At 50.9% G+C, this 14,685-nt stretch carries 11 protein-coding genes; all 11 read right to left on the reverse strand.

The annotated features are described in order from the left end of the window. Window positions 1-88 precede the first annotated feature (88 nt). The 11 genes from BTA51_RS04620 to BTA51_RS04670 all read right to left on the reverse strand — a co-directional run bounded on the left by BTA51_RS04620 (window position 89) and on the right by BTA51_RS04670 (window position 14,680). A complete protein-coding gene (locus BTA51_RS04620; protein ID WP_094706248.1) occupies window positions 89-1,435 on the reverse strand; it encodes a phosphomannomutase in 1,347 nt (448 codons plus the stop codon). Window positions 1,436-1,511: 76 nt separating this feature from the next. After that, complete coding sequence (locus BTA51_RS04625) at window positions 1,512-3,002, reverse strand: mannose-1-phosphate guanylyltransferase/mannose-6-phosphate isomerase (RefSeq protein ID WP_094706249.1); 1,491 nt, start codon at window positions 3,000-3,002, stop codon at window positions 1,512-1,514. Between the two features lie 128 nt (window positions 3,003-3,130). After that, a complete protein-coding gene (locus tag BTA51_RS04630; RefSeq protein WP_094706250.1) occupies window positions 3,131-4,276 on the reverse strand; it encodes a mannuronate-specific alginate lyase in 1,146 nt (381 codons plus the stop codon). 4 nt (window positions 4,277-4,280) lie between these two features. Next, window positions 4,281-5,714, reverse strand: coding sequence for an alginate biosynthesis protein AlgX (locus BTA51_RS04635; protein WP_094706251.1), 1,434 nt, complete (start codon window positions 5,712-5,714; stop codon window positions 4,281-4,283). Window positions 5,715-5,732: 18 nt separating this feature from the next. Further along, the gene (locus BTA51_RS04640; RefSeq protein WP_094706252.1) at window positions 5,733-6,389 is read right to left on the reverse strand and encodes an alginate O-acetyltransferase AlgF; all 657 of its coding nucleotides are present in this window, start codon (window positions 6,387-6,389) and stop codon (window positions 5,733-5,735) included. Further along, entirely contained in the window at window positions 6,386-7,582 is a 1,197-nt protein-coding gene (locus BTA51_RS04645; protein ID WP_094706253.1) for an alginate O-acetyltransferase, read from the reverse strand. Before BTA51_RS04645 ends, BTA51_RS04640 begins: the two co-directional genes overlap by 4 nt. Before the next feature lie 21 nt (window positions 7,583-7,603). Continuing rightward, window positions 7,604-9,019, reverse strand: coding sequence for an MBOAT family protein (locus BTA51_RS04650; protein ID WP_094706254.1), 1,416 nt, complete (start codon window positions 9,017-9,019; stop codon window positions 7,604-7,606). A gap of 4 nt (window positions 9,020-9,023) precedes the next feature. Beyond that, the gene (locus BTA51_RS04655; protein WP_094706255.1) at window positions 9,024-10,688 is read right to left on the reverse strand and encodes a right-handed parallel beta-helix repeat-containing protein; all 1,665 of its coding nucleotides are present in this window, start codon (window positions 10,686-10,688) and stop codon (window positions 9,024-9,026) included. An 11-nt stretch (window positions 10,689-10,699) separates the two neighbouring features. Beyond that, the gene (locus tag BTA51_RS04660; protein ID WP_094706256.1) at window positions 10,700-12,046 is read right to left on the reverse strand and encodes an alginate export family protein; all 1,347 of its coding nucleotides are present in this window, start codon (window positions 12,044-12,046) and stop codon (window positions 10,700-10,702) included. Window positions 12,047-12,048: 2 nt separating this feature from the next. Next, entirely contained in the window at window positions 12,049-13,425 is a 1,377-nt protein-coding gene (locus BTA51_RS04665; protein WP_094706257.1) for an SEL1-like repeat protein, read from the reverse strand. A gap of 85 nt (window positions 13,426-13,510) precedes the next feature. Continuing rightward, a complete protein-coding gene (locus BTA51_RS04670) occupies window positions 13,511-14,680 on the reverse strand; it encodes a PilZ domain-containing protein (RefSeq protein WP_094706258.1) in 1,170 nt (389 codons plus the stop codon). Window positions 14,681-14,685 lie beyond the last annotated feature (5 nt).

Here is a 14,685-nt window from a genome sequence, read left to right on the forward strand (position 1 = left end):
CTTATACAGTACAAAAAAGACAGTACAAAAAAGAATACCAATAAAAAAGGGCGACCCATGGATCGCCCTTTTTTACTTTTCAGCTGGATTAGATACTGTCTATCCGCTCCAGTAATTCTTTGGTCTTGGCTTCCATCAGCGCTTGATCGCCTTTGGACTCAACATTCAATCGAACCAGTGGTTCGGTGTTGGACATCCTCAGGTTAAAACGCCAATCGGCATACTCAACACTCAAGCCATCGACAAAGTTTACGGACACCGCGCCAGGGGTATACTCGGCTTCGATGGTTTTCAGTACCTTACCTGCATCTTCGAGTTTGCGATTGATTTCACCACTGGCAGGATATTTCGCCATCCGTTCATCGATCAGGCTGGAGAGAGTTTTTCCGGTAACTGACATCAGGTTAGATACCATCAACCAGGGAATCATGCCGGAATCACAGTACGCGAAATCCCGGAAATAGTGGTGCGCACTCATTTCTCCGCCATATATGGCGTCCTGCTCACGCATGATTTGCTTGATAAAGGCATGTCCGGTCTTGCTCTGCACTGGTGTACCGCCACCATCATTCACCATATCGATGGTGTTCCATGTCAATCGGGGATCATGGATGATCTTGGCACCGGCCTCCCGCTTAAGGAACAATTCCGCCAGCAGTCCGACAATATAATAGCCTTCAATGAAGCGGCCGGTTTCGTCAAACAGGAAACAACGGTCGTAATCACCGTCCCATGCCACCCCCAAATCCGCGCCGTGCTCCAGCAGTGCCTGTCGGGTACTCTCACGGTTTTCGACCAGCAGAGGGTTGGGGACCCCATGAGGGAATGAACCGTCTGGTTCATGGTGAACTTTGATGAATTCAAACGGCAATTTACCTTCGAGCTGATCAACAATCAGACCAGCACCACCATTACCGGCGTTAACTACAATTTTCAGCGGCTTCAATTCTTCAACATTGATGTATCCCATCAAATGCTGGATATAGTCAGGCTGAGCATCTAGCTGATGAAGTTTTCCTGGTACTTCCGCATCCGTAAAGTCTCCTGGAACCAGATCCTTGATTTCATTCAATCCAGTATCTGAACTTACCGGACGGGATCCCTTGGAGACCAGTTTCATGCCGTTGTAATCCTGAGGATTATGGCTGGCAGTGACCATGATTCCGCCATCCATTTCGAAATGGAAAGTAGCGAAATAAACCAGTTCAGTCCCACATAATCCAATATCGTAGACATCCGCCCCCGCAGCCATCAGGCCTTTACGCAAGGCTTCGGCCAATTCAGGGCTGGACAGGCGAATATCATATCCAACCACCACCTTCCTGGCACCGGTGACCTGGACGTAGGCGCGGCCGATACGCTCAACGATTTCCGGATTGAGTTGTTCGGGTACTTTGCCCCGAATGTCATAAGCTTTAAAACCGCTTAAATCCATCAATATGGACTCCTAACTTTGATAATGTGCCCAGGGGCTCCGGGCCACGCCCGGAGCTGTTCCAGATCAGATGTTATCAGGCAGAGACTGTTCCCGCTGAACTTTGCTCATCCGCGCTTGCAGATTGTTCCTGGCTGTTTTGGTTGTCACCGGACCTACCGTGATCTCCGGACCGACCATAATTATCCTGAAGACGGACAATGTCATCCTCACCCAGATAACTACCTGATTGAACCTCAATAATTTCGAGCATAATCTTACCCGGGTTCACCAGACGATGCACTTCACCAATCGGAATATACGTGGATTGGTTTTCAGAAAGCAGGAACTCTCTCTCTCCACAGGTCACTCTCGCGGTTCCCTGAACCACAATCCAGTGCTCAGCACGATGGTGATGCTTCTGGAGAGACAGGCTCGCACCAGGTTTCACTTTAATGCGTTTTACCTGGAAACGAGGGCCGAGATCCACGGAATCGTAGCTCCCCCAGGGGCGGAAGACCTCACGGTGCACTATCGTTTCCGTTCTCTGTGCGCCGTCCAGCCGGTTGACCAGCTTCTTAACGTCCTGCACCTTATCCCGATGCGCGACCATAACCGCATCCTGAGTATCGACGACCACCAGGTCCTCAACTCCCAGCAATGTGACCAACTTGTCATGCCCCCTGACAAAACATCCCTTGGCATCCTGAGTCATCACATCGCCATGCAAAGCATTATCCGACTCGTCTTTTTCATGCACGTTCCACATGGCTGACCATGCACCGACATCACTCCATTCCGCATTCAGTGGAACAGTCACAGCATCCCGGGTATGTTCCATGACGGCATAGTCAATCGAGTTATCGGGACAGTGGGTAAAGCTTTCTGCCGGCAGACGTTTAAAGTCCATATCCACATGGCAGTTGTTGAATGCCAACTGACAGGTATCGTAAATATCCGGCTCATACTGCTTCAATTCCTGAAGATAGCGTTCTGCACTCATCACAAACATGCCGCTATTCCACAGATACTGGCCGCTTGCCAGGTATTCACGGGCAGTGTCTTCGTCGGGCTTCTCTACGAATGCCTCAACCTCGAATGCCAAATCCTTGAAAGAATCCCCTTTATGGATATAGCCGTAACCCGTTTCGGGTAAATCCGGTTCAATGCCAAACAGCACCAACTTGCCTTCCGCTGCCGCCAATGCAGCCTGCTTCAGTGCTTCATGAAAGGCAGGTACATTCTTGATATGGTGATCCGCCGGCAGAATCAGCATGATCTGATCATGCCCGGACTCCAGAATCTGGAATGCCGCCATTGCTGCAGCCGGAGCTGTATTACGACCAAAGGGTTCCAACAGAATGGCCTGAGCTTTACATCCGACCTGCTGCATTTGTTCTGCAACAATAAAACGGTGCTCTTCATTACAAACCACCACCGGCTCACCCAACTCTTCGGGCAATCGGTTCAGGGTTTGCTGAAACATGGTTTCCTCACCGATCAACGGAAGGAATTGTTTAGGGTATAACTTGCGGGACAGTGGCCAAAGTCTTGAACCGTTACCACCTGACAGTATGACTGGAATCATGTTTATCTCCTTAATCCTTTGAAATCTTGTAACTATCCGCCAGCCCATAGATGTGCTGATCTATAGTCGTTTTATCCTATTGTTCTTGTTCCCACGGCATCGTCTCATTCACAGCTACGCTATGAGCCCTACAAATCCGACTCTGCACCAGCCTTTTCTTTCGACGGCTGAAACATTCGGGTCAGATCCCCTCCCAGTCTCGACGACTTTAAGTGTTCAGAAGGGAGTGTGGGCATATTATTCAGAGCACTCTGCCCAAAGGTGGCGGCATATGGCTCTGTCCATGCCACGGACCAGGGATTCAACAATCCATCCACCAATTGCTCCCGGCCTGTTAATAACTCAAATGATTTTGGACTGTTCAGTCCATCGGCGACCCGGCGGGCCAGCCGCTCCAACGCATTTTGGTTCTCCGCAGCAAGGTGCAGGCCGTTGGCTTCTGCAAACACCGCCATCATCACCAACGGTTGAAGGGCAAAATTGTGATATTCCAAGGCCCGTTGCTGACGTCTCAACTCATTAGGGAGATACCCTGAAGCATCTATTTGACCGGCCGCTTCACGGTATTTCGTCACCGCCCAATCAAACAACTCCTGATTCCGCAAAGCGACGCCTGTTGCCATAACCGCCCAACCGGCCCAGTAGTCGTGGTTATTTACTTTCTTCAGCGGCCGATCAGTGTAGTACTGCCGCACTTTGCCAGATAAGCCATATAACCAGGTTTCTATCGATTGTCTCTGCTCTTCGGACACCTCATTGTGAGCCACCCGGTCAAGCTTCAGGTATGCCAGACTTGCGCAGGCTAACGCCCACTTCCTGACCGCTTCACCAATATGGTTGACGTCTTCACTCATCAAGGCATCGGCCTGGGCCCAGTCATCAAGCAGTCTTGTGAGACAAACGGCCGCTCCCGGACGACCTTCCAACAGCTTTTCAGATAGATCAATGCTCCGCTTCTCAAACTCACGCACCTCATCAGTGCTTTTTTTGTAAGCCTTTAATGCTGCCTTATTAAGGTTTGCCCGCGATTTATCACTCCCCTCATACTTGCTGCGCATATCGAGGGAGTCTGTATATGGTTCAGGTAACTCTGCGCACTCTATGGGGCCGGAGCTATTTTCCTGTACTTGAATAAACCCAGCTGGAGCTACCAGATTGCCTGACTTGACCATTCCAGGGTTAATTTTCGCGGTACAGCCCCCGAATGAAACCAGAATAAAGGTAGACAACACCAATAAGCCCGAACGTGAATTCCGAAAAACTCTGGGGTGCATATCACTACTTCCCTGCCACCCGCATGTCGTCCGGACGACGACACATGGTGGCTGTTAGATTTACAGATTCAACCTCATCCGGCAGATTCAGATCCAACGAAAGGAAACGAAAGTCGGCCCATTCCTCTTCAGATTTCAGCTCAACCACAAAACGTCCCCGGCCGTTTACCCGATCACCGTGTTCCAGACGCAACCGCTCATGCCGACGATTGATATACCAGAAAGTCAATTCAGTTTGTTTCAGCTGCGGGTCGGAGAACTGTAAGTCAACAAGGTAGTCGCCGCCTCGGAGGTCCTGATATTCCCCACCACCGTTGAATAGAACTTCCTGATTCCCAGCTTTGACTTCCATGCTTTTCTGCAATACGGCCGGTTGATTCTTACAGCCGTCATAAACCATCGGAATCACCTGCCGGTAAAACTGCATGGTAGAGAGATCATGGTAACTGGGAACCTCCCAGAGCATCATCCTGGGTGGAGACTGCTGAAATTCTTCACTGGGCAGATACTGAATCAAGGTCCCGTCATAACTTCCACCCGCGACTGCCTCGTTAAGGATATCCAGGTGTAGGTCCTCCTTTAAAAAGCCACCAAAGTTATAGTTGGCCGCACCTTTACTGAAACTGGTTCCCACCAAAGTGACTTCCGGAAGACTGTCATCACCGAACAGGCTATCGCTTTCTTCTTCGTCTTCTGAAAATAGATCCCCCTCTTCCACGGGTTCTGTCATGTATTCATCGACGTATTGATTAGCGTAACTGTTCCTGCACAGCGTGGCATGGGCGACCTGCAGACTCCCCCGCTTGAGCATTAACCCGACACGCTTGGTCTCAAAATCCTGCTTTTTCAGATCGGGATACAGTGGATGAAGACGAACGCTGTCCGCCACAAGCTCTGCGGTCATTCTCGCCCCGGTTGGGGTCCAGTGGTGGTCCCGGCGAAAGTAGAAATCCCCTTCACCGGCAGGTTGATTCAGCAGGGGCGTCAGGTCCGGCGTGTACAGACCGATGCTTCTGAATCGTTCCAACGCCCTTCTGTAATTGGAGGCCGCCAACTGAAAGTCAAATTGATCATAACCTTCAGCACTGACTTTCATCGGATGTACCAGCCCTCGAGTCGGCTGATATATCATCACCAGTTCGGTTCCCCTGGCTCTCAACGTCTGAGCGAACCGGGACAACTCTTTCAATGCCGCATCATCCGGGCCAAACTCAGTTCGCAGTTCGGCTTCGGTACGAAACAACCAGCCATCCTCACCTTCTATGAGTGTCTTGAACAACCGAAGATAGGATGAGTTATAACTCTCCAACTGCTCAGCAGCCGGACATATATCGCAGCAAGGCTCAACTTCATACTCAATTGCCATTGCCGGCCTCCCTGCCAGCATCAGCAGGAATGCCGCCAGCAACAGGGAAAACATCTCATAACCTCTGTACATGGCTCATTCGACTCCTGGTTAAATTTGTGAGCTGACCTGGCTTTCAACCCATACCAGCTTGGGACTGGATTTATCCCCACAGGCAAACAGGCTGAAGACTTTTCCTCTTTCCAGATTCATCGGGGCAGCTTCGGCCAGTTTCTGGTCGCCTTCGAAAGCGGCAACAGAAATTTTGACCGCATTGACCTGACGATTTTTGGTGTTGAGCTGACTGACCGATTCAAGAATGGCGGTTTTTTCATTACTGGTTTTGAGGTCCAGAGAATCCACATTGGTCAGGTTGTAGAAGCTCACCAGCGCCTTGCGACGGTTATCAAAGGCTTCATCCTTCACCAACTTGACGACACCACCATCCAGCAGAATCAACGTGTAGTAAGAATCCTTTTCCAGAGTGACGGGATGCTTCTTGCCATCCAGGTCGACTTCCAGTGCCCCTGGATCCAGAAACACATATTTACTGGAGGTAATCGGATCCACTTCACCCATCTCTTTACCTGCAATGGAAGCTTCTTTTACCGGAAGATTAATCTGTCCATTGAAGACACGGATAAATGCCGATCCTGCCGGAGCCTCGGGTCCGTATAAAGCTCCTTCACCGGCAGCCTGGGCCAGAGAGGCGACTCCGCCCCCGAACATCAAAATGAAAAACAGAAAATACTTTGCATGGATTCTCATAAGATTCTCCCTGAATCACTGTTATTTGTTTCTTGGCGGTTAAAGGTATTTGTTTCTTGGTGGTTTAAGCTATTTGAGCTGTTGCCGGCCACAGTAAATGGCAGCGCGTACTCGCTCAGATCATACGACATGGGTATATATCGCTCCGGGAATTCCCAGATCACCACATTGGGTGGACTCTCCAGAAAATCATCGGATAACAGATATTCCATCATTGGAATAACAGGCCCCTTCCCTTCCTGGGCATAACTGATGACCTCAACGCCGGCCTGCTGTTGAAGGGCGCCGACAAAGTTCCAAAGCGGGTTGGCGCTATAGCTGGTCCCAACCAATGCGACTTCGGCAGAACTCTCTCCAAATAGGTCGTCATCCATACCACTTGCCTGATCTTCGCTATCAAGCGGAAAGGTTTCCCTGGGTAGAAGAGGCTCGGTTCCAGGCCCCAGATAGGCAAAATAAGGATCCAGCGGAATGTAATTCAGCAAGTCGCCCTTATGCTCCCTGGGCTTCTGGGACACGGTCTCAAAGGCCTTGGTGTGCCACTCCATATTCTTTTCCTTCGGCTCCAGCTGGCGAACAATTTCTGAGGCGGCAATTGCAGCCCCCTCTGGCGTCCAGTGGGTATCAGTGCGCAGGAACATCCGGGCCTGGTCTTTACCTTCCATCATTCCGGGAAGTAACAATGGCGAGTGAATTCCCTTCGCCAACAGCTTTTCCACGGCAGAGAAATAAAGGTCTTTGTGCCCCTCATATGGCATGCTGTCTTGCAGGTGCTCAGCGTACACGCGGGCTTTCGAAGGTACGATGACTACCGCCAGGTCAACGCCCTGGTTATCAAGGTATTGTTTAACCTGGGAGATCAATTCCAATTGATTGTTGACCCGGTCGGCGAAATCCGGATAAGCCTTGAACTCCTCTTGCGTGAACAACCATTCGTCATTGCCGACGACGACGCCTTCCCGGCCTTCTGAGAACAACAGATACTGGACTGCTGCCCAGAAACTGGTGCCAAAGTTCTTAACAGGAAATTCTTCGTTGTAGTGGCTTTCATATTGTTGTGCCCAACCACCATCAATAGCACTGATTTCCTCTGGTTGTTGAAAATCCCTCCAGGCGCCGAGACTCCAGACTCCCAGAGCGACGACCAGAACGATAAATACGGCGACATATAATTGATGGGCCCACTTTTCCATGATGCTCAATCCTCGTCTGCCCTAAAATTGAAAGTAAAGAAACGGTGAGTAGCTTTGCGCGGAAAGCTTGAGAATAGACAGCGCAAACAGCGGCAACAGTATTGCCGAGACGGCATAACGCCTGACCCAGGAAGTACGGACGATATCTGCCCCGAATTTCTCTTTGAAACCCAGCATCAGAATAAGCAGGTAAGCAATCGCCAGCGTGGCAATCTGCAGACTGTTAACTGATTCCAGATACAGGTCGCTGAATTGCCATTGGCCTGAGAAGAACATGGCGTTGTATACCTTCACAGCCTCTTCGACATTCGCGGCCCGGAAAATGACCCAGCCCAACAGCACCAGGAAGAAGGTGAATGCCCAGCGTACAGGCTTCAATACCTTTCCTTCATGTCCCCATCCCAATGCACGCTCGATGGACAGCCACACTCCGTGCCAGGCACCCCAGATGACAAACGTCCAGTTCGCACCGTGCCACAACCCTCCCAACAGCATGGTCAGAAACAGGTTTCGGTATGTGTTGAACGTACCGTGGCGGTTTCCGCCCAAGGGAATATACAGGTAATCCCGCAACCAACTGGATAGACTGATGTGCCAGCGGCGCCAGAACTCAGTGATACTCTGGCTGATATAGGGTTGATTGAAGTTTTCAATAAACCGGAATCCCATCATCAGGCCAAGCCCAATGGCCATATCGCTGTATCCGGAGAAATCAAAATAGAGCTGGGCTGCATAAGCCAGACTTCCCAACCAGGCATCTGCTGCAGAGGGGTTATCAAGGGCATAAAGATGATCAACCAGAGGTGCAATGGTGTCTGCGATAATGACCTTCTTCACAAACCCCTGCATGAATCTGGCAGCCCCTTCAGAGAACTTGTCCATCGTATGGGTACGTTCAGCAAACTGATCAGCCAGATCCTTATAACGCAGTACAGGACCGGCAATGAGCTGGGGAAATAGTGCTATAAACGCAGCAAAGTCAACAAAGCGCCGGGTAGGTTCCGTGTCTCCGCGGTATACATCCACGATGTAGCTGATAGCCTGGAAAATGTAGAAAGAAATACCGATCGGCAGAATGACATGCATGATTTCAAACGGCTGAAAACCAAAACTGGTCATCACAGCATTCAGGCTATCCACTCCGAAATTGGCATACTTGAAATAGCCCAGGGTAACGAGGTTTCCTGCCACACCTATACCTACCCAACGGCGGGCTCTGGAAGAAGCACTTTCCGCGTTGGCGATATGAATTCCTATCCAATAATTCCAGACCGTAACGGCAACAAACAGCAGCAGAAAATCAACCCGCCACCAGGCATAAAACAGATAGCTACCAATCAGAACCGTCAGAGACTTCCATTTGAAAGGCGTGAGGTAATACAACGCCAGAAAAACCGGCAAGAACAGAAATAGAAACACATTTGATGAAAAGACCATCGCTTCAGCTCTCCGTGCCTGATTCGATTGGATTGGAATCTTCTGACTGCTGGAGCTTGACCGCCTTGGCGTCTCTTATCAGCGCCTCCAGCAAGGTGCTTTGATATGGCTTAAACAATCCATAAAGCTGCAGTCCCATGGAACCGGATGGGAATCGCATATCCAGATCGTATAACACCACTGATTTGGGGTGCTCCGCATGGAAAGGACCGCGACCGTTCATGGCATAACGACCGCCATGAATAACAAGGGACATGTCCATCGTGTATGGATCCATCACGAAATCCCGGTCGGTCTCGGATAGATCCGCCACATGCCCGAGAATGCCGAAACCGCCGTTACGGAACAGCCTGTTACCGTATAACCGGATATCCGAGCTGTTACGCGCCCGCATACCATGCTTACGATTATCAAACGCTACATTGGACCAGAACAGGTTGTCGTTACTTTCATAAACCGTGTAGCCATCACCGCCGTTGCGATAGGCAAGATTGTTGGCAATCACATTCCGTTCACTGGAGCGGTCGAGAACAAAACCGGAGATGGCGTTGTCATAGCTCTTGTTATTGAAGATCCAACTGTCATTGACGGAGCGTGACACAATGATGCCGTGCTTCTTCTTCGTTCCATAAACCACGTTATCAGCAATGAGCAGATGGGACGAATAGTCATGAGGGTCTATCCCGTAGATCACATTGTGATGATAGGTATTCCGGATAACCACGAGGCCTTCTGCCTCATAGCAATAGAAGCCGTAATATATGTCTTCAAAATCGGAGTCCATGATCCAGGCTTGGGGGCCGCCCTGCTTCAGTATCGAGTTTTCGTCTTCACTGTAGTGAGTAACGGTAATACCATAGGATTTACTCTGGTTATAACCAAAGCTGAGAACACGGGTTTTCACCATATACAGCTCACTGCCACCCCAGGTGGTCAGGAACGGTCGAAACTCCTTGGAAGATTTGTAGGCTGCATTTGTCTGCGCTTCTTCATTCCAGGCGATCATCTCAGTCCCCAGAGTGAACATCTTTCCGTGCACTTCCATAAAGGCTCCCCGATCCTGAGACAGCTTCAGGGTTTTGACCTCGCTGCCGTCCAGAACCAGAGTTGCCGTGCGCTCTACCACCAAAGGCAGACGCAGAATAAAAACGCCAGGCGATTCCTCTTCAAAAAATCCTGGGTTGTTTACCGCCTCCAGAATATCTTTCGCCGTTACCGTTCCCGAACGCACAAAAATGGCCTTGGGATGAGATAACTGTCGCTTGGTCCATTCAATCGCACGTTTACCTGCAGTGAACTCCCGCAAAGTGAACTTTTTGAACATGCGTTCGACTTTCACTTCCGGAGCTCCCTGATGAGCCCTTTCCGCAAGACGCTGCCTTACCCACTCTTCGTTATAAATATCCGTAGGCGGCAAAGTGGGGGCAGGCATGTCCAGAGAATCTGCTGGAATATAATCCATCTCATAGGATGACATGTCTGCAGACTCTTCAATGGTGTCACCGGTATCGCCTTCATCCTCAAGTTCGGGATCCTCTGCCGCCAGGCTGGAGGTGGAGATGCCAGTCAGTATCAGCCAAAGGAGGCACGCTCCAGCAAGCACAACCGGATGCCACCGGGTGCCCATGCGTGGAAGTGTTGCGACGACAGCAGATTCAGTTCTGATCATCCCATCCGCTCCTAGAAATTCATTACCCAATCAAATGTAATGCGTTCACGCATCTCGTCGAGATCACCCTCGTTATATGCCTCTCCCGGAAAGAAGGCAGATAACCGCAAACGCAGATATGTATCCAATGCCAACTGGTCAAACATGGGCGCTTCTTCCGACCAGTACCAGCTTCCCACCAGATCCACACCATTACCCAGATCCTTTTCCAGTCGTGTCGGCTGAATCGCCAGTCCATCCACCATCACCCCTGCAGCAGGGTCATCCAGGCGGAACTGGTTATACACCAGGCTGAGATCCCATTCGGGGCGGCTGTAACTCACATATGCAGTCATCACCTCAATGTTATAAAGCGATGCTCTCAAGGCTTCGTTAAAGCGGTGGAATTTGGCTCTCGTCCCTGTGAATGCCGAGCGGTTACTTTCCAGCCCAGTCTGTCGATAGCCCGAGTCATCATCGCCGGGGGCCAACGCATAGTGCGCGCCCAGGGCCAGATCATTCAGTCCGGTGGGACGCCACCTTAGGCCCAGATCAGCCGCCCAACCGTTCACGCTTTCCCTGTTGCCGTTGATTTCCTCATCCCCGAACACATCAAACAGGTCAACTGAGTAGGAGAACGTCCGCCGGTCCTGATAGTCCATGTATCCGCTATCCACACCCAGGTTGACCCAGGTCAACGATGGATCAGTGACGGATTTACCATGACCTTCTGTATGCAGCGTACGGATATCCGCATAGTGATTTCGGGCGTACTGCCACCGTCCCTTCGCGAAAAACCTCAGCAAATCCTCTTCGTCCTCGGATAAATCCGAATCATCGCTACGGAATCGGCCGAGCTTTTCGGCGACACCAACGGTGGCATCAAACAAGCTGGTATCCCACAGCCAGCGCAGCAGCGTAATATCAGAATCAATCCAGATTCCGTCCTCATCCTGAAGACGCTCCCGTCCAAGGCGAATGGATTCTCCCGGATAGTCGGTCAGTCCATTCCAATCCAGCCACAGCTCCCTCAGACCAACAAAGCCGTCAGAGCTGTCTCCTCCTTCTTCGGAGTCGATGAAAACCGTATCTGTTGAATAGAAAGCCTGGCCATAAAACAGCCCACTCCAATGCTCGTTAAACTGCATCTTGACCCGTGGCTTGAGAATCAGACCAAACTCATTGGACTCTCCACCTTCGCGGGTTCCAAGATCACGATCAGCGTCCGAGATAAAAAATGGATTGACGTACACCTTGGAATCGAATTGCGGCCATTCACCTTCTTCCGCATAAGCAGGAAGGCTCAGGGTGGCCACGGTTCCTGCAAGCAGGGAGATGCCCGCTACAGTGAATCCTCTACAAAACTGCAAACCCTTCATGTCTAATTACTTCCTTCCTCTTGATCACTAACCAGAGCAACCATTTGCTCATTCCGCTGAGTCTGTTCCCTGAGGGCGATAATATCTCCCAGGGCAACCGTCTCAGGGGTGACGCTAGCTTTAATTTCTTCCAGCAGTGCTTCTGCCCGGGTGTATCCCTCGGCAACCGCCAATTTGGCAAATGAGTACGCATATCCTGCGTTACGCTTGATTCCGACGCCTTTCCAAAAGTATTCCGCCAGTGCGTAATCTGCATATGGAGTGCCGGCCCGGGCTGCAATCAGAAAATGATCAACTGCTCGCCGGGGATCATCTTTGCCCAGAAAGCCTTTCTGATAAATATTGCCGAGGAAATAGTGTGCTCTTGCAATTTCCTTACTGGCGGTCAAAAGATGCTTTTCCGCTTTTACCGCATCCAACGGAACCAACTTTCCGCTGTAGTACAACTTACCGGTTAACATCTCTGCTTCAGCCAGACCTGCCTCGCGCCCACGCTGTAACACTTCCAGTAACTGGTCGGTGGAACCAAGCACAGGAAAATCCATCATCAGACGAGCTTGTCCATAAAGAGCTCGGGGGAAATCCTTTTCGATCATTTTCAACAGCTGCATGGATTCTGCCGGCCGGGGATGCAGACGATCCCGATCAGCCAGCCACATCGCGATCTTCCATACACGGCCGGAATTCAGGCGCCCACTGATGAAGTGCTCCTTTACCTTTTCCAACAGCGTATCCACATCTCCCAGGTCGGGCTGCTGTTGGTAGATTTCCGCCATTTCCAGGTAGCATTCCGGCACTTCCGGAAGCGCCTTACGACACAGATCGGCGATTTCCTGCTTGCGGTCATCAGCTTCGCCATGCAACTGGTAGTAACGGACCAATGCATAGTTTGCATCCAGATTGCCTTCGTCCATGGCTTGGAGAATCAAAGCTTTAACATCACGATCCCCTGCGGACTCCGGATACGACAGAAACAATTCCGCCAGGGAAATAATGACAGAGGTATCACCCGATTCCAGAGCCAGCTCCAGGTTGTCCCGTGCTTTCTCCAAATAGGATTTGTCTCCATCTTCCAGACGCTCAAGATAAAGCTTGCCCAGACGCCCATAGGCTCGGGCGTACCCAGCTTCAGCAGCCTTGATGTATAAAGCCTCTGTCTTACTGAATGACTGAAGATCGTCCCGATCCCGGTAGAGATCACCGAGCAATACCTGAGCCTCCGGCATACCGAACTCGGCTAACGGCTCCAAGTGCCTGATAGCCAGATCCGGATCGCCATTGTGTGCCGCCTGACGGGCAAGGCCGTAGTCAGGCAGCGTCCCACAGCCAGCCATCTGCAGCATCAGCAAGGCAGCGGGTACAATTACTTTCATTCTCATAATGAGATCCATCCTGATCTTTGATTCATTGCCGTCGGGTCAAACCATCATCTTCTTCACAACCAGATATGTTCTGGTGATCCTGCTACTGACGGTTATCCGCCGCGGCAGATGACATAAAGCCCAACGGCAGATCTGACTTGGTGACCTTTACAGGATGTCCTACAGGGGTGGCCGCAGGCTGATCGTCGAACACGATTCTGGCCTCAACCGATTGACCGGGCGCACCGCCGTTAGCAGCTACTTTGAGTTCAGCTATCGATCCCTGATAGACACTACTGTCGCCCACAATTTCCACTTCAACCCGCTCACCGGGCGCCAGCTCTTCCGCTTTGGAAAAATCAAATGTGGCCAGCACGTACGGCTTGGAATCAGTGGCACCCAGCATCATGACGGATGAACCTTTGGGCAGGAATTGGCCGTCTGCCGCGGGAGTTTGCAATACCACACAATCACAGGGGCTAGTGAGCGTTCCTTTGATATAGGTATCCGTCATTTCCTTGAGGGAATTAGCGTCCATGGAATCTGCCATTTCAGACTTCAGGAAATCGAGAATCGGGGCATCAAAAGTGGCTACTGGCTGCCCTTTCTTCACCTCTGCATTGATACTGACCAAAGGCTTCACCAAACCGTCTCGAGGCATGCTGATATCGTAGGTTTCCGCCATGATGACCGCGCTGTTGGAAGTCGTGGCGAGGTAGGTCTTATACAACTGCTTCGCCACAAAGCCCGCGGCCAACAAGCCAACACTGAAAAACACCAGACTGCCGGCGACAGCTCGCATACGAGCTGCTGCAGTTGTCTTGTCGCCTCCTGATTTACGTGCCTTGGTGAAATTCTCCCGTGACAACGTATTCAGCATATCCCCCACTGTGACCAGCTCACCGCTCAAGTAAGAGGTGATAAGGTAGCGAAGAGCGGAGACTTCCTTCGGACCGACGTTCTGAAATTCAAACCCTATCCTGGATTTACCCGATTGAACGTTACGAGCCTGGAAAGAGGCATCCAGCCCAAGGGTAAAACCATCAATATTGATCTTCAGCACACCTTCATAAAGCTGGCCTTGTTGAAAGTCTTGCTTGGAACAGTGCAGACCGAAACCTCCTGCTGAGATATCGTGCACCATATAACGCTTAACCTTAGTGACGCTGTCTTCCACCACTGACATTTCAAGAACGATGGGCATCCTTACCCTGGCGTACTGCCGCTGCGCCTCGGATTCATGTACGACGTTAACATTTTCTGCAGTATTCATGATCA

The organism is Hahella sp. CCB-MM4 (assembly GCF_002260525.1).
Lineage (GTDB): Bacteria > Pseudomonadota > Gammaproteobacteria > Pseudomonadales > Oleiphilaceae > Hahella.